The sequence below is a fragment of the Wolbachia endosymbiont (group A) of Crataerina pallida genome (assembly GCF_964028475.1).
GTDB classification, from domain to species: Bacteria; Pseudomonadota; Alphaproteobacteria; order Rickettsiales; family Anaplasmataceae; genus Wolbachia; species Wolbachia pipientis.
Genome location: NZ_OZ034785.1, coordinates 100,611 through 121,737, shown reverse-complemented (window position 1 = coordinate 121,737; position 21,127 = coordinate 100,611). Strand labels below are relative to the sequence as shown.

20 protein-coding genes are annotated in these 21,127 nt (G+C 35.2%); 5 read left to right on the top strand and 15 right to left on the bottom strand.

The window, feature by feature from the left end:
• The first annotated feature begins 123 nt into the window (after nucleotides 1-123).
• Nucleotides 124-983, top strand: a protein-coding gene (locus ABWU55_RS00605; RefSeq protein ID WP_156518142.1) for an IS630 family transposase whose coding sequence is annotated in 2 segments (ribosomal slippage) — nucleotides 124-448 and nucleotides 448-983 — 861 coding nt in all. Because the reading frame shifts where the segments join, the coding sequence is not laid out codon by codon here.
• Nucleotides 984-1,274: 291 nt separating this feature from the next.
• On the opposite strand, the gene ABWU55_RS00600 is transcribed toward ABWU55_RS00605, so the two are convergent.
• From ABWU55_RS00600 to ABWU55_RS00570, 7 genes are all read right to left on the bottom strand, one after another.
• Nucleotides 1,275-2,525: a citrate synthase gene (locus ABWU55_RS00600; protein WP_353286350.1), complete on the bottom strand. Its 1,251-nt coding sequence runs from the start codon at nucleotides 2,523-2,525 to the stop codon at nucleotides 1,275-1,277.
• 80 nt (nucleotides 2,526-2,605) lie between these two features.
• Entirely contained in the window at nucleotides 2,606-2,875 is a 270-nt protein-coding gene (rpsT, locus tag ABWU55_RS00595; protein ID WP_012673338.1) for a 30S ribosomal protein S20, read from the bottom strand.
• A 51-nt stretch (nucleotides 2,876-2,926) separates the two neighbouring features.
• Nucleotides 2,927-3,652 carry a lysophospholipid acyltransferase family protein gene (locus tag ABWU55_RS00590; protein WP_010963063.1) on the bottom strand — a complete coding sequence of 242 codons (726 nt, stop codon included), beginning with the start codon at nucleotides 3,650-3,652 and terminating at the stop codon, nucleotides 2,927-2,929.
• 55 nt (nucleotides 3,653-3,707) lie between these two features.
• Entirely contained in the window at nucleotides 3,708-4,694 is a 987-nt protein-coding gene (locus tag ABWU55_RS00585; protein ID WP_353286349.1) for a site-specific tyrosine recombinase, read from the bottom strand.
• Nucleotides 4,684-4,854 (bottom strand): hypothetical protein, encoded by a 171-nt coding sequence (locus tag ABWU55_RS00580; protein WP_007549057.1) that lies wholly within the window; start codon nucleotides 4,852-4,854, stop codon nucleotides 4,684-4,686. The genes ABWU55_RS00585 and ABWU55_RS00580 overlap by 11 nt, the downstream gene beginning before the upstream one ends.
• A 205-nt stretch (nucleotides 4,855-5,059) precedes the next feature.
• Nucleotides 5,060-5,695 (bottom strand): DnaA ATPase domain-containing protein, encoded by a 636-nt coding sequence (locus ABWU55_RS00575; RefSeq protein ID WP_006280257.1) that lies wholly within the window; start codon nucleotides 5,693-5,695, stop codon nucleotides 5,060-5,062.
• Nucleotides 5,696-5,824: 129 nt separating this feature from the next.
• Nucleotides 5,825-6,760, bottom strand: coding sequence for an AI-2E family transporter (locus tag ABWU55_RS00570; RefSeq protein WP_353286547.1), 936 nt, complete (start codon nucleotides 6,758-6,760; stop codon nucleotides 5,825-5,827).
• Nucleotides 6,761-6,833: 73 nt separating this feature from the next.
• Between ABWU55_RS00570 and ABWU55_RS00565 the strand changes: the two genes are divergently transcribed.
• Nucleotides 6,834-7,666, top strand: a protein-coding gene (locus tag ABWU55_RS00565) for an IS5-like element ISWpi1 family transposase (RefSeq protein ID WP_094189578.1) whose coding sequence is annotated in 2 segments (ribosomal slippage) — nucleotides 6,834-7,203 and nucleotides 7,203-7,666 — 834 coding nt in all. Because the reading frame shifts where the segments join, the coding sequence is not laid out codon by codon here.
• 55 nt (nucleotides 7,667-7,721) lie between these two features.
• Here the strand turns inward: ABWU55_RS00565 and ABWU55_RS00560 are convergent.
• The 3 genes from ABWU55_RS00560 to ABWU55_RS00550 form a co-directional block, all read right to left on the bottom strand.
• Nucleotides 7,722-8,581, bottom strand: a protein-coding gene (locus ABWU55_RS00560; RefSeq protein WP_156518142.1) for an IS630 family transposase whose coding sequence is annotated in 2 segments (ribosomal slippage) — nucleotides 7,722-8,257 and nucleotides 8,257-8,581 — 861 coding nt in all. Because the reading frame shifts where the segments join, the coding sequence is not laid out codon by codon here.
• A 142-nt stretch (nucleotides 8,582-8,723) separates the two neighbouring features.
• Nucleotides 8,724-8,852, bottom strand: coding sequence for a hypothetical protein (locus tag ABWU55_RS00555; RefSeq protein WP_255324786.1), 129 nt, complete (start codon nucleotides 8,850-8,852; stop codon nucleotides 8,724-8,726).
• A 382-nt stretch (nucleotides 8,853-9,234) separates the two neighbouring features.
• Nucleotides 9,235-9,495, bottom strand: a complete 261-nt coding sequence (locus tag ABWU55_RS00550; protein WP_353286348.1) for a J domain-containing protein — start codon at nucleotides 9,493-9,495, stop codon at nucleotides 9,235-9,237.
• Between the two features lie 169 nt (nucleotides 9,496-9,664).
• Here ABWU55_RS00550 and ABWU55_RS00545 point away from each other — a divergent pair, with 169 nt between their 5' ends.
• Together ABWU55_RS00545 and hisS are read left to right on the top strand one after the other, a co-directional pair.
• Nucleotides 9,665-10,237 (top strand): NifU family protein, encoded by a 573-nt coding sequence (locus tag ABWU55_RS00545; RefSeq protein ID WP_265044031.1) that lies wholly within the window; start codon nucleotides 9,665-9,667, stop codon nucleotides 10,235-10,237.
• Nucleotides 10,234-11,460, top strand: coding sequence for a histidine--tRNA ligase (gene hisS, locus ABWU55_RS00540; RefSeq protein WP_010963026.1), 1,227 nt, complete (start codon nucleotides 10,234-10,236; stop codon nucleotides 11,458-11,460). The genes ABWU55_RS00545 and hisS overlap by 4 nt, the downstream gene beginning before the upstream one ends.
• Nucleotides 11,461-11,480: 20 nt before the next feature.
• Here hisS and surE read toward each other — a convergent pair whose 3' ends face one another.
• Nucleotides 11,481-12,233: a 5'/3'-nucleotidase SurE gene (gene surE / locus ABWU55_RS00535; protein WP_010081939.1), complete on the bottom strand. Its 753-nt coding sequence runs from the start codon at nucleotides 12,231-12,233 to the stop codon at nucleotides 11,481-11,483.
• Between the two features lie 1,164 nt (nucleotides 12,234-13,397).
• Here surE and ABWU55_RS00530 point away from each other — a divergent pair.
• A protein-coding gene (locus ABWU55_RS00530; protein WP_156518142.1) for an IS630 family transposase occupies nucleotides 13,398-14,257 on the top strand; the annotation gives its coding sequence in 2 pieces (ribosomal slippage) (nucleotides 13,398-13,722 and nucleotides 13,722-14,257; 861 coding nt in all).
• Between the two features lie 317 nt (nucleotides 14,258-14,574).
• Here the strand turns inward: ABWU55_RS00530 and ffh are convergent.
• From ffh to fabZ, 4 genes are all read right to left on the bottom strand, one after another.
• Nucleotides 14,575-15,918, bottom strand: coding sequence for a signal recognition particle protein (ffh, locus tag ABWU55_RS00525; protein ID WP_095742798.1), 1,344 nt, complete (start codon nucleotides 15,916-15,918; stop codon nucleotides 14,575-14,577).
• Nucleotides 15,903-17,462, bottom strand: a complete 1,560-nt coding sequence (locus ABWU55_RS00520; protein WP_264329484.1) for a proton-conducting transporter membrane subunit — start codon at nucleotides 17,460-17,462, stop codon at nucleotides 15,903-15,905. Before ABWU55_RS00520 ends, ffh begins: the two co-directional genes overlap by 16 nt.
• Before the next feature lie 303 nt (nucleotides 17,463-17,765).
• Nucleotides 17,766-20,648, bottom strand: a complete 2,883-nt coding sequence (locus ABWU55_RS00515) for an FAD-dependent oxidoreductase (RefSeq protein ID WP_353286347.1) — start codon at nucleotides 20,646-20,648, stop codon at nucleotides 17,766-17,768.
• Nucleotides 20,649-20,693: 45 nt separating this feature from the next.
• Complete coding sequence (gene fabZ / locus ABWU55_RS00510; RefSeq protein ID WP_010082082.1) at nucleotides 20,694-21,125, bottom strand: 3-hydroxyacyl-ACP dehydratase FabZ; 432 nt, start codon at nucleotides 21,123-21,125, stop codon at nucleotides 20,694-20,696.
• Between the last annotated feature and the right edge of the window lie 2 nt (nucleotides 21,126-21,127).

Sequence of the window (21,127 nt, the reverse complement as noted above, 5' to 3'; positions counted from 1 at the left end):
ATCAGGTACTTATTGCGCCAAAAAACTTTCAAGCCCTTTTTAAGTATACGCGCTAAAGTTATAGCTCTTTCCACAGAAGTCCGGATATGATAAGATAAGGATAGATGGCGATAAGGAGGTTGGATGCCGGCAGCATATAGTTATGATTTAAGAAAAAAAGCAATGGAAGCACTAGACGAAGGGGAAAGCAGAGAAGCAGTGGCAGCAAGATTTAAAATTGGACGAACTACTTTGTGGGAGTGGCAGCAAAGAAAAAAAGAAACAGGCGACTTTCAGTCAAAAAAACTCGGTAATGGAGGTTACAATCAGAAAATTATCGACTGGAATAAGTTTATCGAATTTGCTAAAAAACACGGTAGAAAAACTCTGTCGGAAATGGCTAAACTTTGGGGCAACGTTAGTATCCAAACGATCCACCGAGCTCTCAGAAAAATTGGATTTACGCGCAAAAAAAGACATATGGATACAAGGAAAGGAACGAAGAAAAACGTGCTGAATTCTTAAAAATTATAGCAACAAAAGAACCAGAAAACTTAGTGTATATAGATGAGTCTGGGATTGATAACACGGAGGACTATCCATATGGGTATTGCCAGAAAGGACAGCGATTTTATGCCCTAAAATCTGGAAAAAAAACTCAACGAATCAGCATGGTTGCAGCCTTAAGTAGAAGAAAGATAGTTGCTCCATTAACATTTGAAGGCCACTGTAATATGGATATTTTTAATGGATGGTTTGAGCAATTTTTGGCACCGATCTTAGAACCTGGACAAACTGTCATTCTTGATAATGCTACTTTTCATAAGTCTGATAAGCTTATCAAGCTCGCTAAAGGAGTCGGTGCAGAAATTTTGTATCTGCCGCCTTATTCTCCAGATTTTAACAAAATTGAGCATCATTGGTTTGCTATAAAAAACAGAGCCAGGAAAAACATTCCTCTATTCGAATCCTTTCGTCGTGCTGTTGATTCTGCCTTCCTATGACCTATTCGGACTATTATGAGAAATGCTATAAAATCCGACCGGGACAGCCGCAATAAAGTAGATAAGCCTAAACGCCATCATGTCTTTAGGAGAGTTTGCTAATGAAAGTTCTTAAGTTGACGCCATTGGCTGAACGGATACGGAATGACACCATCCTTTTTTCTGGATTCCAGACTGGAATGACACCTCTGGACACTTCCGTCGTAAAGGAACCAGTGTCAGCTACTCGGATGACACCTTTTTTCTACTTAGTTTGGGTTATGCAAGAAGTCTAATGAAGTGAAAATAAATTTATTTACCAAAATAGAGTTGCCTTGGTCTACAGATCTTAGTTTCTTTATCATTTATCATTTCATACCACTGAGTAACCCAACCAGTGGTTCTTGCAAGTGCAAAAATAGGCGTGAACATATTTGAGGGGATATCAATAGCATTCATTATTATACCTGAGTAAAAATCAACATTTGGATATAACTTACGCACGATAAAATATTCATCCTTTAAAGCTATTTCTTCAAGTTTTTTTGCAATTTTAAGCAGTTCATTATTTTGTTCTAGTTTACTTAGAACCTCATGGCAAGCGCCTTCCAATATACGCGCGCGCGGATCATAATTTTTATAAACACGATGTCCAAATCCCATCAATTTAAATGGATCTTTATCATCTTTAGCTTTTTCGATGAATTTATCTATATCTCCACTTTGCTCTATCTCTTTTAGCATATTTATAACTGCCTCATTAGCTCCACCATGTGCTGGTCCCCAAAGTGTAGCAACTCCTGCAGAGAGGCTTGCAAACAGATTAGAACCAGCCGATCCCACCAATCTGACAGCCGCCGTAGAAGCATTCTGTTCATGATCAGCATGGAGAGTAAATATTTTATCCAGAGCTTTTGCAAAAAGGGCGCTTTTATCATTATCAACAGCATCGCCAAATATCATCTTTAAGAAATTTTCACTGTAACTTAATTCATTGTTAGCATTTATGAATTCCTGATTGTTGATATGCCTATAAATCATTGCAATAATTGTGGAAACTTGCGCTATTGCAGAAATTCCAAAATCTAGGTCTTCACCATTGACATTGTTGCCATGCTTTTCATGATAAGATGCTGACAAACTTGCAAAACATGCAACTAAGATTGACATAGGGTGAGCAGTTTTTGGAAATGCTTTGATTACATTTGTAACTTGCTCTGATACTTTGGATAATTTTTGTATTTTGAGAAGAAATTTTTTGTGTTGCTCTGAACTGGGTAATTCACCATAGAGCAATAAATAAATCACAGCAGTAAAATTATTATTCTCTGCCAAATCAGCTATATTATGTCCCCTATATTTAAGAACTCCTTCATCTCCATCAATGAATGTAATTGTAGAAGAGCATGAAGCTGTAGAAACAAACCCTGGATCGTAAGTGAATAATCCTGTCATCTTATATAAATCCTTGATATTTAACACATCAGGACCTGTTGTTCCGCTTAATACAGGTAGCTCGATTTTTAATCCATTACTTAGTTCTAATAGCACTTTTTTATCCATCACTTAAGCTACTTAAATTTTATACAGAATATACAAACTGAGGAGTATATATTAATACAGTTAACTTTACATTAACCGTATTAAGCGGTCATCAATGCTTTTACTTTTGCATTTAAGCGACTTATTTTACGCGCAGCAGTATTCCTATGAATAACACCTTTATTCACACACTTGTGTAAATTAGATTCAGCATTCCGAAATGCCAGAACAACATTTTCTTTGTCGCCAGACTTGATTATATCAACCAATTTTCTAATAGAGGTGCGAGTTTTACTTTTCCGCATCTTATTTATTAAAGTGCGCTTTGCTATTACCTTTATCATTTTTTTAGCACTCTTATGATTTGCCATATATTAATACCTAAAATACTGTACTTTTCTTTTAATTATAAAGTTTTTTTGTTAATTTGCAATATCAGTTTTTCCTATGGTTAATCTACTGCTTCTCTCTTCAATAATTTTTTCTAAACTTTGCAAGAATTCATTTTTGTTTAACCCAGGATATATTGGGGGCAATATTTCTATTACTGCCTTTCCGGGATTCTTTCTCAGAGAAAGTATGCTTTTTGGCCAAAACAAACCAGTGTTTAAAGCAACCGGTAACACAGGAACAGATAATACGCTATATAAAGCAGCAATACCTGGTTGATATTTTATATTTTGGTTTATAGTTGTTCTTGTACCTTCAGGAAATATTATTATGCTTCTATTTTCTTTTATACGCATTTTTGCTAGTTTGATTATATGGCGTATAGAACTGATACCATCTGAACGGTTAATAAAAATCATTTTCAGCGCTATAAGATGCAAACCAATGAATGGAATCCATTTCAATTCACGTTTTAAAATAAAAACCGCTTTTCTAAATAGTAGTATAAAAATAAATGTTTCAAATGGAGATTGGTGTTTAGATGCAATGATAAAAGGTTGCTTAGGGATGTTTTCCATTCCCCTCACTTCATATTTAATGCCACATAATAAACGCAGCATGAATAATACAACTCTCACCGAACAGACGAGGAAAATGGTTATTACACACTCAGAAAAGAAAATTACAGGGAGAGTAATGAAAGTATAGAATACCTCCCATAATATAAGAAAGAAATTAAACAATAAACTTGAAATCACAAACTCACATAAATTTATTTAAATTTAACTTTATTACAAATTAAAAACAATAAATTTAATTATTGATCATCTGAGTAATAGGATGCGAATCAGCTAATTTGTCCTTTAACTTTTCGTTAGCAATATGAGTATATATTTGTGTTGTAGAAAGGTTAGTATGGCCAAGAACTTTCTGTATCAACACAATATTTGCTCCGCTATTTAGTAGATGGGTAGCAAAAGAATGCCTAATCACGTGTGGAGAGATCTTATTTTCATCAATATTGCATTTTCTTGCCAACTCCTTCATTAATTGACCGACCCTCTGCCTTGTAATTGGTTTATTAGGTTTATCACCTGGGAATAGCCAATCGGATTCCTTTTCTTTAGAGATCAGATTATCACGAACTGATAAATAATTTCTAAGGCTCTGCAATGCTTGTTCATTAAAAAGAATTTGCCTCTCTCTACCACTTTTTCCTTTTATTATTATATAGCATTCTTTGTTATTACTGTTTATTAAATGTGACACTTCACATAATTTCATACTAATTAGTTCAGAAACACGCATTCCAGAAGAGTAAAGGATATCTAAAATCGCACATAGCCTTTTACTGCTTATCTCTTTATTCGATTCGCTTGCTGATTTTCTCACTGTGTCCATTAGCAAAAATATTTCTTCGACACTTAAATACTTAGGCAAAGGACGAGAAACTTTTGGATTCTTTAATTCAGCATCATTAGCCGGCGCTGGATTAAAATCTATTATTCCGTCATTAAATAGACACTTGTAAAAATTTTTCATAGCGGATATTTTTCTTGGTATAGAGCTACTTTTATATTTTTTTTGTGTACATAAAGATTTCACATAATCTTTAATATTGGTTTTGTTTACACCAACCAAGGTAGTGCCGCTTTCCAATAAAAATTCTTCAAACTGGTGTAAATCCGAACGATAACTTTCCAGAGTATTTTGTGCAGCGGACCTCTCTGAAGCTAAAGCATCTATGTAATATGTTATGTAAAGATTTTCTTTTTTATTTTGCGACTGTTTATTTTTCATTATCAGTTCCTATATTTATTTCTTTGGCTATAATTTGATTAGAAGTGTTCCCTGTGTTTCTTATGAGAAAATATGAGACAAATAAAGCATTTATCAATAGAGTGAACATCACAAACTTTTGCTTTAACCTTTTTCTTAAATTTAATCTTACTCTTATCATAGTTAAATTATAACGTTAAATCTATAAAAAACACCTTATAAAGTGAGCTCTACTATAAATATAGAATACTTCTTAGCTGTATCTATCTATATTTATTATAACATAACATTGATTATAATTCTAACATGGACAGATAGAGATTCCAATTACGTTAGTGTTATGGGTGTTAATAAATTTTTAATATACACCTTTACAAAAGAAGAAATCAAATGGCATCTTTTTTTAATAAAGTGCTAATAAAAGGAACGGTCACATTTGACCCTATAGATTCATTATCTATCTTTTCTATAATTTTATCAATGCTATAGAAAGAACGTTCTATTCTTGCTAAAATATAATTAATCACTTTTAAATCAATTTTTAACTGTTTATCTGAAAATCGTTTTATTAGCATAATTCTTAATAATTCCTCGCTTGCAGGCAAAATTTTTACGCTGATAGTTGATAATATTCGAGAACTTAAATCTCTTAGTTTGAAGTTAAGCTTTTTTGGTGAAATTGAAGAAGTGATTAGCAGCCTCTTGTCGTTTTCTTTCATGTAATTGTAACAATGTAATAACATTGCTTCATCTTTAATGTTTTGTACGTCTTCTAAAATAAAAGCATCGCTATACCTAATCTCGCTTACGAAGTTATTCACATTGATAAAGATTGCATCGTTTATTGATTGCCAAATATGAGCAAGATGAGTTTTACCGGAGCTTTTAGGTCCAAAAAGAATCAGACATTTCCAAGATAAATCATTAACTACCGAATTATATACGTGCTTATTTTCATCTAAGATGATGTAATTTTGCCGGCTATAATCAGCTTGATTGTTGTTAAATAAATTTAATTGCACGTTGAACCTCTTACGTAACCTCTTTCTGGTAGTAATTTTTGCGCAGAAATTTACTTACGCTCCTCAAATGTGTCAGGTATTCTGGGCTCATTTCTCCTCTTACCATAAATTGATTATGCAAAAGGTCTGTTAGCCGTTTTTATAAAGCTCACTTTTAAAATATTTATTGATTGCATATTCTACTGATACATTGAACATTGCTATTATTGGAATAAAAAGTAATATACCTGTAAATCCAAAATATGAAGCGCATATAGTAATTCCCAGAATAATTACAGTTGGATGTATATGAACTTTTTTTCCTATTAATAAAGGAACTAATATGTTTGAATCTATTAATTGCCCAACACCAAATAATAGCAAAACAGCAGCACTTTCAAACCATCCACTAAATTGAGTGATAGCGCTCAAAAACCCAATAATGGTATATAATAATGGCCCTACGTAAGGTATGAACGTTAACATTCCTGATAAAATTCCAATAACAATAGAGTGTTTCAATCCGATTATGCTCAGGCTTACAGAGTAAAAGATCATCATGACAATACATACATTTACCTGCCCCTTTAGATAATTAGATATAATGAAATCCACTTTGAAAAAATAATCTGCAATTTTTCCCCTGTAAGGAATAGGGATTAATTTATTAGCTTTTTCTATAATTAAAGGCCAATCACGTAATATATAGAAAAACACTACAGGAGTAATCACCATTAATGATACCGTGTTAAAGCTTGAACTTAACACTTGGATTATAAAGTTACTAGCAATATCAAGAGCATTCATGAAATAAGATACATAGTTGCTGTAATTTTCTGCTAGATTTTTAGATAAGTGATCAAATAAGCTATCCTCGATTTTTATATTAAGAAATTCTAATACAGAGGGGATTACTTTAAGCTCTAATGAAGGCACTTTACTCACTAAGAAATTTAATATTGAAGTAATTTGAACATATATAATAGGTAAAACAAATGTTATGACTAGTATAAAAGCTATTAATAAAACAAGTATTATAAAAATTACAGAACATGAACGTGGTATTCTATACTTTTCAAACTTAATTACTAGCGGATTAAGAGGTTGTCCGGAAACAAGTAAAAGGCTATAATATCTGAAATTTTAGTACGGGGTAAAGATGAGAAAAAAGTATCCAACAGATCTAAGCGAAAGGGAATGGGCAAGAATAGAAAAACACTTCAGAGTATCATACAAGAAAGGAGGAAGGCCGCCAAAGTATAGCAAAAGAGAAATATTAGAAGCAATTTTCTATGTATTGCGTACAGGGTGTCAATGGCGGTATTTACCAAATGATTTTCCGCTATGGAAGACTGTGTATGAGCAGTTCAGGCAATGGAAGAAGCAGGGAATTTTTGAGAAAATGAATTATGAAATTACAAAATATAGTAGAAGAAAAATAGGAAGGAATGAGCAGCCGAGTGCCTGTATAGTAGATAGTCAATCTGTAAAGACTACAGAAAAGGGGGGATCAAAGGCTATGATGGAAGTAAAAAAGTAAAGGGTAGAAAAAGGCATATAATTACAGACACTCAGGGTTTTATACTAGGTTGTTACGTAGGCGCTGCTAACGAAAATGATAGAGATGGTATTAAAATAGCATTAAACAATATGAGAACAAAATATACTAAAGTTAAAAAAATGTGGGCTGACATGGGATACCAAGGAAGAAATTTAAAGAATCACATAAAGGAAGAATATGACATAGATATTGAAATTGTTAAAAGGCCTCCATGTAGATTTTGGGTGCACAAAGATACGCCACCTGAGCTACTACCAACAAGAGAACAAGGGTTTAAAGTACAGCCAAGAAGATGGGTTGTAGAAAGGACTTTTGCTTGGGTTAATAGGAATAGAAGGCTATCGAAGGAGTATGATTTACTCACAACATCCACTGAGAATTTCATATACCTAGCTATGAGTAGGGTTATGTTAAAGAGGGAATATGCTTGAATTTACTAGTTTCCGGACAACCTCTTATAGCATTTCTCATAATAGTCCGAATAGGTCATAGGAAGGCAGAATCAACAGCACGACGAAAGGATTCGAATAGAGGAATGTTTTTCCTGGCTCTGTTTTTTATAGCAAACCAATGATGCTCAATTTTGTTAAAATCTGGAGAATAAGGCGGCAGATACAAAATTTCTGCACCGACTCCTTTAGCGAGCTTGATAAGCTTATCAGACTTATGAAAAGTAGCATTATCAAGAATGACAGTTTGTCCAGGTTCTAAGATCGGTGCCAAAAATTGCTCAAACCATCCATTAAAAATATCCATATTACAGTGGCCTTCAAATGTTAATGGAGCAACTATCTTTCTTCTACTTAAGGCTGCAACCATGCTGATTCGTTGAGTTTTTTTTCCAGATTTTAGGGCATAAAATCGCTGTCCTTTCTGGCAATACCCATATGGATAGTCCTCCGTGTTATCAATCCCAGACTCATCTATATACACTAAGTTTTCTGGTTCTTTTGTTGCTATAATTTTTAAGAATTCAGCACGTTTTTCTTCGTTCCTTTCCTTGTATCCATATGTCTTTTTTTGCGCGTAAATCCAATTTTTCTGAGAGCTCGGTGGATCGTTTGGATACTAACGTTGCCCCAAAGTTTAGCCATTTCCGACAGAGTTTTTCTACCGTGTTTTTTAGCAAATTCGATAAACTTATTCCAGTCGATAATTTTCTGATTGTAACCTCCATTACCGAGTTTTTTTGACTGAAAGTCGCCTGTTTCTTTTTTTCTTTGCTGCCACTCCCACAAAGTAGTTCGTCCAATTTTAAATCTTGCTGCCACTGCTTCTCTGCTTTCCCCTTCGTCTAGTGCTTCCATTGCTTTTTTTCTTAAATCATAACTATATGCTGCCGGCATCCAACCTCCTTATCGCCATCTATCCTTAATCTTATCATATCCGGACTTCTGTGGAAAGAGCTATAGTTCCTTATAACACTCTGCAAGATTCTCTTCATTAATCAAATGAACTAATGATGTAAATTTTACTCGCTTATCTTGCTTAGCCCTTACTGCTATCTGGTTTAGTTTTCCTTGCATACTCCTCCAATCTCTGTTGTATTGGTATAGCAATCCCTATACCAGTCACTATATTGCTAACCGCTTCCCCTTGTATGTGGCTTTCCCACACTCCGAGTACTATCAGTTAGTCCGACTTCCTTTGCATCTTCCTCCAGTCCTCGCCTTTATTGACTTGTTCCAGAGTACCCTTACAGGAATACAAAGGATCTCCCAAGTTCACGTAAGGTCCATCTCAACACATGACGCGGCCTTCGATCCCGATGAGGTGAGTAATATCTTGCCTTAGCGTTATTACCCATGTTGCCTTCCACCAAATGTAAAGTGTCAGCCCCCATGACGCGTGAATTACGGGACTCAATACCTTCACTTTCGTTGCACCCTATGTTGTCCATTCCATTAGCTTTACTACGCTCGTTACCTTACGCAGCATAATGGTTTGTTCCAGGTTGCCGGCTAAGCTTTACCCGTGTTGGATTTTCACCAACTGTTCCTTACGCACTTCTTGGCGCACACAATTTATCACGTGCCGCATTTAGCTTTTGCGCAAAATATTCCGAGCCTCCCTTATCTGGGTGAACTAATTTCATTAAATTTTGATATGCTTTATTGATTTCATTTTGACTTGCCTCAGGATTCAGCCCCAGTATCTTTAATGCTTCATCCTTGGACATGTTATCACCAGTGTAATTTTCAGTATAACTTCTACTGCTACTAAATTCGTTCAAAAACTTACTCAATATAGAGTTCATCATGAAACTCATATTATTTTTTTTTGTCAGGAAAAGAAAAAATATAACAACGCTAGGCAAGACAAATGTAATTACTATGAATACTAAAAAAAGAAAAAAGATGAATGACATGTATATTTTTTTATCATTTTATGATTAAATAGTAACAATTATAATTGTCATGGTAAATAACATGTTCATCCAGATTGAAGAAACACCAAACCCAAATACGCTAAAATTCCTTCCTGGATTTGAAATTTTAAACGAAGGAGAAACTGCTGATTTTTCAAATGCGAATGAGATAAAAAATTCTAAACTAGCAGCAAATCTTTTTCAAATAGAACATGTGGTAAGAGTGTTTTTTGGTCATGATTTTATTTCAGTAACAAAATTGGGTGGAATTAATTGGGATACATTAAAAGTAGAAATTTTAACTACAATCATGGATCACTTTACTTCAGGTGGAAAAGCACTAGATAAAGAAGGAGTAAATGATAATAATATACCGGATGAAGAATTTTTTGATAAAAATGATATAGAAATTGTAAATAGAATAAAAGAATTAATGGAAAGTCATATCAAACCTGCAGTTGCTCAAGATGGTGGCGATATCAAATTTCGTGGCTATAAAGATGGAATAGTTTATGTTGAGTTGCAAGGAGCTTGCTCTGGATGCCCAAGTGCTGCAATTACTTTAAAGCAAGGAGTGCAAAATATGCTGAGCTACCACATACCAGAGATTGCAGGTATAGAGACCACACTATGACTAATCAAACGGTTAGAGGAACAAAAGATCTCCTGTTTGATGAATGGTACAAGTTTAAATACATAGAGCAAACAGCAAACAGAATCTCAAGTTTATACGGCTTTTTGCCCGCCCAAACTCCAATATTTGAGTGCACGGAGGTTTTTACAAAAACCTTAGGTGATAGCTCAGACATCATCACTAAAGAGATGTATAGCTTCAATGATAAAGGGGGAAAGAGCATAACTTTACGTCCTGAGTTCACTGCAGCGATTGTCAGGCTACTCATTGAAAAAAAACTGCAAACACCGATAAAATTATTCTCAACAGGACCTGCATTTCGCTATGAAAGACCGCAAAAGGGAAGACAAAGGCAATTTCATCAGATAAATTTTGAGGTTTTTGGCATAGAAGATCCAAAAGCTGATATTGAATTGATATCACTCGCTCAGCACTTACTAACTGAATTTGGCATCAATAAAAATGTAAAGCTGGAAATCAACTCTTTAGGTGATGGTGAAACAATAACTAAATATAGAGAAGCTTTGATCTTATACTTTACAAAGTATCAAAATGATCTATCAGAAGATAGCAAAAATAGGTTGATCAAAAATCCACTCAGAATACTGGATTCCAAGGATGAGAAAGATAAATCAATAATTTCTGATGCGCCTAAAATCAGCAATTATTATACGAAAGAGTCCTCAGATTTCTTTGAACAAATACTAAATGGATTAACAATTCTTGATATACCTTATACCGTAAACAATAAACTAGTTCGAGGTTTGGATTATTATTGCCACACAGTGTTTGAGTTTGTTACAGAGGATTTAGGTGCACAAGGGGCAGTTTTTGCCGGTGGAAGATACGATAATTTAGTATCTTCAGTAGGTGGAAAACACACTCCAGCAATAGGATTTGCAGGGGGTATTGAGCGCATAATGGAGTTAATCAATTATTCTCCGAAAGAAGAGCGACCTATTTACCTAATTCCAATCGGTAGAGAGGCTGAAAAACATGCTTTAACACTTGCAAATGAATTGCGCAGAAATGGTTTATATGTAATCTATGAATATAGCGGAACGCTCAGAACCCGAATGAAAAAAGCAAATCAAGCAAATGCTAAAGCTGCTTTAATCTTTGGCGATGAAGAATTGAGTAGTAAAACTTTAAAGATTAAAAACATGGATACAGGTGAAGAAAAAATAATTGCTCGCGATAACACAATAGAAAATATCTATTAGGAGCAATGCAAATGTTTTTCTCAGTCAGCTATAGAAGAAAATTCGTCTGCACAAGAATTTTTCATAGTATTCAAAGTATCATAATCTGTAAAATCTAATTTTACCGGTGTAATAGTAATAAATCCTTCTTTTATTTTATTTATACTACCACTGCCTGAGTGCTCTCGAGACCAATTTAAGCTAAAAGAGCCATTCGAATTTTCAGTAAAAGTTAAATCCCCATCAATGTTATATTCACCTTGTTCAGCAAATTCTACTCCTTTTACTTTTTCCGTAGCAGGAAAATTTACACTCATCACTATGTTTTTAGGCCAACCAACCTTAACTAGCTTGGCAATAACCTTTGGTGCAAAAACCTTTGTATTGTGCCAGTCTATTTTATCATGATAAACTTGGCTTAGCGCAATAGAAGGTATAGACCTTGCAGCACCTTCCATTACAGCACCAATTGTTCCTGAATAACAAATATCGTCCCCGACATTTGATCCAATATTTACTCCGGACAATATTAAGTCTGGTTTTTTATTCATAACTTTATTTAGCGCAATAATGACACAATCTGCAGGAGTACCAGACACACTAAATTCCCTTTCACTATGTTGTTTTATTCCAATAGATTGTTTCACTGGATAATCAAGAGATCTTGCAGCTCCGCTTCTATCAGTATCTGGTGCCACTATCCATATTTCTGACGCAAAATTCCGTGCAACCTCTTTGAGTAATTTTATTCCTTCACTTCCAAAGCCATCATCGTTTGTTATCAATATTATCATATACAATACTCAGCTATACAGCTCCAAATTATGTAAACCACTGGCTGTAAATAAACTCATGAGGCTTTAAGTTTCTTTGCATAACTGTGGACTGTAACAAAGAACCTGCTGTAAATCAATAGATTTCTTGCACAGGCCATAACTGTCATTACAATAGAAACGAAAAAACTTACTTGACAAACTCCGCCAGCCCCCTTATCATGAAACTGAAGCTATTTATTTATCTTCTCTGTACAGATTAAATGACAAAAAAACTCACGTATCTGGCGTCTCATGTTTAATTTTTTGCACTATGTGCACCTTATGTCTTTATCAAACTTCTACCTACATAAGCTGAAACGCGCTTATAAAGCGTTTAAAACATAAAAAAACGCCAACTTAAAAAATGGATAGTGAATAACTAGCTACCCTAGGGTTTCTTTTGCCTTTTTTTCTGTTTAGTAAATTTCTTAAATATTTATAGCTAAACGACAACCGTCATCCCGCTGCTTGTTAGCGGGATCTAGAGATACCGCGAATGAATCGCGGTATGACGTAGGACTGCTGTCATTCCAGTCTGGAATCCAAAAAAAAGGATGATGTCATCCCAGTGCCCTGACTACTTGGATCCAGTTTTCTTTACAAATTCACAAAAAGTGCTTCATTCTATAACGCAAAACCCATACTCACCAAACCCAATGCATTACTTGCAATTAAGTTTCCTGGATCCAAGTAGTCAAGCTACTCGGATGACACCCTTTTGGATGGAGACCAGTGTCAGCTACTTTCATGACACCATTCTTTTTCCTGGATCCAAGTAGTCAGGGCACTAGGATGACAAGAGAAAGAGGCTACTGGGATGACAGCTACCCTGACAATCGTCATCCCACTACGTGTTAGCGGGATCTAGAGATACCACGGCGGTATGACGGTTCGCAGCGGTATAGTAACTCGTCATCCCGCTGCTTGTTAGCGGGATCTCTTGTTAGCGGCTGAGATACCGCGAATGAATCGCGGTATGACGTGTTGAAACAATCCGATAAGGTAAGCCTCGTCATCCCGCTACGTGTTAGCGGGATCTAGAGATACCACGGCGGTATGACGGTTCGCAGCGGTATAGTATAGCTCTTTCCACAGAAGTCCGGATATGATAAGATTAAGGATAGATGGCGATAAGGAGGTTGGATGCCGGCAGCATATAGTTATGATTTAAGAAAAAAAGCAATGGAAGCACTAGACGAAGGGGAAAGCAGAGAAGCAGTGGCAGCAAGATTTAAAATTGGACGAACTACTTTGTGGGAGTGGCAGCAAAGAAAAAAAGAAACAGGCGACTTTCAGTCAAAAAAACTCGGTAATGGAGGTTACAATCAGAAAATTATCGACTGGAATAAGTTTATCGAATTTGCTAAAAAACACGGTAGAAAAACTCTGTCGGAAATGGCTAAACTTTGGGGCAACGTTAGTATCCAAACGATCCACCGAGCTCTCAGAAAAATTGGATTTACGCGCAAAAAAAGACATATGGATACAAGGAAAGGAACGAAGAAAAACGTGCTGAATTCTTAAAAATTATAGCAACAAAAGAACCAGAAAACTTAGTGTATATAGATGAGTCTGGGATTGATAACACGGAGGACTATCCATATGGGTATTGCCAGAAAGGACAGCGATTTTATGCCCTAAAATCTGGAAAAAAAACTCAACGAATCAGCATGGTTGCAGCCTTAAGTAGAAGAAAGATAGTTGCTCCATTAACATTTGAAGGCCACTGTAATATGGATATTTTTAATGGATGGTTTGAGCAATTTTTGGCACCGATCTTAGAACCTGGACAAACTGTCATTCTTGATAATGCTACTTTTCATAAGTCTGATAAGCTTATCAAGCTCGCTAAAGGAGTCGGTGCAGAAATTTTGTATCTGCCGCCTTATTCTCCAGATTTTAACAAAATTGAGCATCATTGGTTTGCTATAAAAAACAGAGCCAGGAAAAACATTCCTCTATTCGAATCCTTTCGTCGTGCTGTTGATTCTGCCTTCCTATGACCTATTCGGACTATTATGAGAAATGCTATAACTCGTCATCCCGCTGCTTGTTAGCGGCTGAGATACCGCGAATGAATCGCGGTATGACGTGTTGAAACAATCCGATAAGGTAAGCCTCGTCATCCCGCTACGTGTTAGCGGGATCTAGAGATACCGCGGCGGTATGACGTGTTGCTTGGGTCAGCTATAGTATTTCTTAAAATTAATAATAAATTTCTTGGCTAGCAAGAAGCTGTAAATTTTTTTGCGAGACCTAAGCCGCTTTTGATATAGCTAAAGGTTTACTGATGATTTGTCTCATTCCACTACCTGCTGACTTACTTTCTGCTTAGCATATCCATCAAATCAGATTCTTTGAGTTTACTATGGTCAACTTTACTGAACTTATTTACCATAGAGCTCATTTGATTATACTGCTTAATTAGAAGATTAATGTCAGTTACAGTTGTTCCGGACCCCTTAGAAATTCTAAGTCTTCTTTTGCCATTTAAAATATCTGGATTTTGCCTTTCTTTTTCAGTCATTGAGTTTATGATGGCTATATATTTTTTCACTTTATTGTCATCTGGCACACTGCTACTTAGCTTTTTTGTAAATGAACTAGGAATGAATTTCATTATGTTGCTAATGCCATCCATTTTACTCAGAGTTTTTAACATTCCCACTAGGTCGTTTAGGTCGAATTTACCTTTTTTCACTTTCTTTTGTAACTTATCAATTTCTTCCTGACCAACAATCTCAGCAGCTTTTTCAACCAATGATACAACATCACCCATGCTAAGTATCCTTTTTGCAATTCTATCGGGATAAAAATCATCGAGGTCACTTAATTTTTCACCACAAGCAATAAATTTAATTGGACAATCGGCGATCATTTTCATAGAAAGAGCAGCACCACCACGTGCATCACCATCAACACGGGTGAGAATAATGCCGGTTACACCTATTACCTCATTGAATGATTTGGCAATGTTGACCGCATCCTGGCCTATCATTGCGTCGGCTACTAAAATAACTTCTGCAGGTGAAGCTATTTCCTTTACGGCTTTCAACTCATTCATCATATTATTGTCAATATGAAGCCTGCCTGCAGTGTCTAGTATTAATACATCATAATTATCGTTCTTTGCTATTGCTATTGCCCTTTTTGTAATTGTAATGGGCTTCTCATCTATTACTACAGGTAAAGTTTGCACATCTATTTGTTTACCTAGCACTTCAAGTTGTTTCTGGGCAGCAGGCCTATAAATGTCTAAAGAGGCAAGCATCACTTTTTTCTTTTGCTTTTTTAGTTTTAAAGCAAGCTTTCCTGAGGTAGTTGTTTTACCTGCACCTTGTAAGCCCACCATCATAATCACAGCAGGGGGTTTAACTGCTAGATTTAAGTCACTTTTCTCTGATCCGAGAACTGCAACTAAATTATCCTGTACAATTTTAATTATCATTTGTGCTGGAGAAACACTTTTTATGACTTTTTCCCCAATCACTTTATCTTTAATGTCGTTGATGAATTTTTTTGCAACTTCAAGTGAAACGTCAGCTTCAATTAAGGCTATGCGTATTTCACGCATGGCAAGATTAAAATCATCTTCAGAAATGATTGACTTTCCTCTCAGTTTACTAAATACAGAATTTAAACTTTCAGTTAACGATTTAAACATAATAGCATTAGTAGAATACTCATTAAAAAGAGAGAAGAAGCTGAAACAAAACTCACTGAGTTATAACTCAGCACTTCTTTAAGTTTAGTAATATTATTAAAGTATAAACCAACAAGTGGATTAGTCAAGTTTTGCACTACGCTGGCAAACATTTCTCTAGTTTTAGAGACTAACTGATTGAACAGCAAGATAATATAGGGTATGAAAGCTCTAAAAATCCAATCAACATCCATTTTAAAATTTACTCTCGGGTAAAATAACTTGCGTAAAGGAATAAACAATAAAGTGGTACATAGTAATAAATTAAATTGCGACCAAATATTTTTTGTGTTGTACACAAAATCGAAAATCGAAGGTTTATTGTAAATAGGTAAGTAAGGATTGCCAGCGATTACGCATATAAATGCTAAAATAATCATAGTCATTTTGCCTCCTCTCTCTGCTAAAGGTTTTGACTTACTTTTTGCAATAAATAAGTAATAAAGAAACTTTAGCCCCACGCTTAAATGAAGCAGCAAATTTAGAAGCTTATATAAATTTTTATACCCTTTTAAGGCAACAGTGTTCATTTCAATTTCAGCTGTGATATATGATTTACTGATAAATCCAACGGTTCCAGGAAATGCAGCCATTGTAAGTATTGCGATTATAGCACACATGCCTTCCACTGACATCAGTTTACCCACTCCATTAAAACTAATTGTTTTTGTTTGTGAAATAATCGAATTACTGACCACAAACAATAATGATTGATAAACAAGAGAGAAGATTATATGCAGTATCAAAATTGGTATTGCTTTTTCCGAAGGACTGAGCAAACTTCCTGCAATAATCAGCAAGCCCATTTGTCCTACAACGTTATAGCATAAAAATCTGCGAATATTTTGCTCAAGAGAAGCAAATATAATGCTGTAAATTGCAGTGATGGCGCCTACAAGCGCTAATATTTCAGTACAATCTTGCCATAGGTTATAAGTGTGTAAAAGCATCACTAAAAAAGAGACTTTAGTGGTAAATAAAGAGAGATATGTGGTGCCATGTAGCGATGCAGCAGGATATGCATCAACAACCCAAAATGAAAAAGGAAAACAAGCGCAGTTTATCAATAAACCCAAAATTATCAGGTTAGTGCTTTGAAGTGCCAATCCTGCTATTAATATAACTCCAACGAAAAAGTGTACACAAGCGTACCTTATTGCAGGTCCACTATCTCTACAGCTAGCTGCGATAATAAAAAATGCACTGATGGTCATTAATTCACAGAATATTATAACCAATATCATATGTTCAGATAAAACTGCATAAAGTGAACTAATAGTGTAAGCAGCAAAAGATAGCATCTCTGAAAAAGTCAAATTTTGTGCTGGTAGAACAGCTAAAAATGCAACTGATAAAAAAGATATTAGTATGGTACGAAAAGATAAATCAAAATCTAGAATTGGGAGAGACCAATTTACTGCAATGCTCAAATTTTCAGGTAATTTTAGGACTATAACTATTAATACAGTCAGTAGAAGTAACAGTGACGATTTATAAAGTTGCACAATAATTAAAACCAATATGGTTTATGCTATCTCAATATATGAATAAAATCAATTTGCATATTAACCACTAATTAAACTAATTATCATATAATTATATCAGAGTTTAGAGGGTTATAGAGAAACCGGTCAGATTAGGTTTTTAATCTAATCTGACCGATAGCTTTAATAGTGAGGTAAGCTTTAATATAGCACTCCTAATTCATAACGCTACACTCGTGCATAATTTATTTTTAATTTGTGCACGAGCGTTAGTAAATTATTTACTTTTTGAAATAAAATTTGGCATCACTTTAATATTGAGACTTAGTAAACCTCAGTAGGTCTGCCAGTTGGGCCCATAAGAATTATTTGCTCGCCTTCTCTTAAGTGTCTGCATAAATTAGTGGAGCCGCCGATTTCCAGCACAATAGTGGAAATAATTCCTTTTTTTTTGTCTACTTCAGTGCCGGTTACGGCTATACCTTCCATAGCAAGGTTTGTATTATTGGCTTTTCTGCCATTGGTTTCAAAATTTTGCAATCTAAAGAATTGCCCAGGCTTAAAATTCTTTGCCGCAAGTGGTGCTTTGATCACTATTTCCACAACTTTGTCTGTTAAATATTGAACTTTTATAACCTTTGCAGTGAATTGCTCTTTGATTCTATTAAATAATTCTTTATTAGCCAGGTCTTCAACACTTGACCACGCATTTTTTTTCTGGCCCACAACATCACACACTGGAATGACAGAAACGAAGCTATTAACTCCACTCAAAAGCTGAGAAATAATAGGGTAGCCGTTTTTAGCACTTGCCATAGCTTTCACGACGCTGCCACTATACGAAGGGTGAAGATCACCAAAAAAGCTGATTGTTTTATTGCCTTGCTTATACACTAATATTCTATCTTTATTTTGCATTTTAGGAGAAAATATTGGGTCTATTTCTTTTCCTGATGAATTCAAATGAGTAAAATACCCATTACTTAATTTAAAATGCTTTTTATCTTCTGTTGCAATAACTGTATTTGGCTCAGTACCTGCTGCTATAAAAATAGAACGTGCTTTTATACGTTTGATTTCGCCGGATTTTGTGTCTATCAGTTTTATTAATTCAGCATGGTTATATTTATCCGTCACAACTTCAACTGGCTCTAAGTTTTCAATAAAGTAAATTCCTTCTGACAGTGCATTTTGCACCTCTTCGCTATTTAATCGATAACTCGGTGAATCTTTTAGCTCTTTTCTATATATAACTTTCACTCCCCCGAGGCTCTGCATTAACTCTAATATTTTTATTTCTCTATTCTCTTTTTTTGCTAACTTTTGCTTTTCTCGGATCAATTGTGCGTGCGATATAAACTCATTCGCAATTTCGCGCTCTTCTTCTGTCCAATCTTTTTCAACACAGTCCTTTCCATACTTATCAACTAATATCTCATAACGAAGAAGAAATTTTTCTACTTGAATTGGATAATACGCTAAAGCTTCAGTGGCAGTGTCAATCGCAGTAAGCCCCGCCCCTATGACAACTATCGGCATACGAACTTGCAGATTTGCTATAGAATCAAATTTAAGAGCGCCAGTCAGTTGTAACGACATCAGAAAATCAGATGCCATGCGTACTCCACGAGCTAGTATGTTTTTTATTTTGATCATTCGTGGCTTACCAGAGCCAAGTGCTAGGGCGATGTGATCAAAACCCGAGTTGAACGCGTCATCAACATTAATCGTGCCACCAAAACGAATGCCTCCATAAAGTGCGAAATGCTCACGTCTTTCCAGCAGTAATCTAATAATCTTTAAGTAATTCTTATCCCACCGAGAAGTAATGCCATATTCTGCCACCCCACCAAACCCTCCTGCCGTGCGTTCACTCAATTTTTCGTGTTTGAAATCTTTAATTAGCTGGAAATTATCGATCAAAGGTTCAATCTTTAGTCCATCAATGGTGATAACGTTATGCCCATCATTCAACAAATGATGAGCTAAATTAAAACCAGCAGGACCAAGGCCTACAACTAGAACGTTTTTTCCGGTGTTTTCTCTTGGCAATGAACGCTGAAAATTTAAAGGATTCCAACGGCTGAGCAGAGAATATATTTCAAATCCGTACGGTAAACTGAGCACATCATCCAGAATCCTTGTTTCAATTGCTGGCACATTTACGGGTTCTTGTTTTTGATATATGCACGAATTCATGCAGTCATTGCATATTCTGTGTCCAGTAGCCGCGCATAATGGGTTATCTATCATCACAATTGCAAGACTTGCTATGCTGTATCCTTCGCTTTTCACCAGATTCATTTCTGATATTTTCTGCTCTAGTGGGCAGCCGTGCAGTTCAACTTTTAGTGGAGATTGTTTAAAAGTATTGTCGTTATTAATTAGCCCCTTTGAGCAGCTGTCCTTATTTTGCTTATGACAAAATATGCAGTAGTGAGCATTATCTAGTGCTTTATTCAAACTTACCTTTTTGCTTGTTAGATCAAAACCGTATCGTCTTTTTACTTCATTTGAATACAGCACTTCAACTTTGCCCACTTCTTTTTTAGAAAATGGTATGAGGTTTTCGTGGTCGATTTTTTTATGAATACTGAATAATATACTCTGTTTATTTTTTACTCTCCACACTGCATATTGTGCCGCAAGTTCTATTTCCTCTTTGTGATTTTCTTTATCTTCAAACCAATGCATCACCTGCTCAGCAAAATTTTTTTCTGTTGTTGGCAAAGTGAGAAAATGACTTAGTTTGTTAGTAATATCTATATTCGCCACATTAGTGTATTTCTTCAATGCATAGCGTTGGACAAATAATCTTTTGCACTTATATATTACAGCAAAGTCGTTGTGCTTTTTCTTTAGCTCCTCTATTTCTTTTTCAATATTGAAAAGTTTTGCAATAAATCCATCAAGTAAGTACGAAAGGTCTATAATGAGCTGGCTATCTGTCATCCAAGTAGCTGACCGTTCTTCTTGTTTTCTAGATCCCAGTGTCAAGCACTGGGATGACGGGGGGTGACACTGGGATGATGGGAGGTGACACTGGGATGACATCGAAGAAGAAGCTGCTTTTTCTCTTGCTTCAATTAATGAACAAAACAAGCTCTCATCACATGATTTAATATAATTCAAAAATGTCTCATCTAATTTTGTTAATCCATTGCGAGTATATAGATTCGAAAATGAGATTTTGAAATTCAGCTTCATTGCTATACTATAAAGTGTACATGCTGTTTCTTACAGATGAAGATTTTATTTATTTTGCAATACTGCTGAGATTGTTGCTTCTGCAACTTTTTCTTCGCTAACAGATGCAATACACCTAAATTTGTATACACCTAAACACACACTTTGAATGTTAGCTTGAAGAATCAATGTGTCCCCTGGAGTAACTAGCTTTCTGAATTTTGCATTTTCAATGGATCTCAAGTAAACAACTTTATTTTCTATTGTTTCTTTACCTAGAACACATATAGCAGATGCCTGAGCTAGAGATTCAATTATCAAGACTCCTGGCATTATCGGATGACCAGGGAAGTGGCCAATAAAAAATGGCTCATTGAAAGTCACATTTTTGATTGCTTTTATACTTTTACCAGGATCACACTCTATAACTCTATCTACTAAGAGAAACGGATAAGAATGTGGTAGTGTTTTTATAATATCACTGATATTAAATTGCATAA

Bases quoted from the DNA above. Each gene is read 5' to 3' on its own strand.
- ABWU55_RS00600 (WP_353286350.1), bottom strand. From the start codon at position 2,525: ATGGATAAAAAAGTGCTATTAGAACTAAGTAATGGATTAAAAATCGAG.
- rpsT (WP_012673338.1), bottom strand. From the start codon at position 2,875: ATGGCAAATCATAAGAGTGCTAAAAAAATGATAAAGGTAATAGCAAAG.
- ABWU55_RS00585 (WP_353286349.1), bottom strand. From the start codon at position 4,694: ATGAAAAATAAACAGTCGCAAAATAAAAAAGAAAATCTTTACATAACA.
- ABWU55_RS00580 (WP_007549057.1), bottom strand. From the start codon at position 4,854: ATGATAAGAGTAAGATTAAATTTAAGAAAAAGGTTAAAGCAAAAGTTT.
- ABWU55_RS00550 (WP_353286348.1), bottom strand. From the start codon at position 9,495: ATGATGAACTCTATATTGAGTAAGTTTTTGAACGAATTTAGTAGCAGT.
- ABWU55_RS00545 (WP_265044031.1), top strand. From the start codon at position 9,665: ATGTTCATCCAGATTGAAGAAACACCAAACCCAAATACGCTAAAATTC.
- hisS (WP_010963026.1), top strand. From the start codon at position 10,234: ATGACTAATCAAACGGTTAGAGGAACAAAAGATCTCCTGTTTGATGAA.
- surE (WP_010081939.1), bottom strand. From the start codon at position 12,233: ATGATAATATTGATAACAAACGATGATGGCTTTGGAAGTGAAGGAATA.
- ffh (WP_095742798.1), bottom strand. From the start codon at position 15,918: ATGTTTAAATCGTTAACTGAAAGTTTAAATTCTGTATTTAGTAAACTG.
- ABWU55_RS00515 (WP_353286347.1), bottom strand. From the start codon at position 20,648: ATGAAGCTGAATTTCAAAATCTCATTTTCGAATCTATATACTCGCAAT.
- fabZ (WP_010082082.1), bottom strand. From the start codon at position 21,125: ATGCAATTTAATATCAGTGATATTATAAAAACACTACCACATTCTTAT.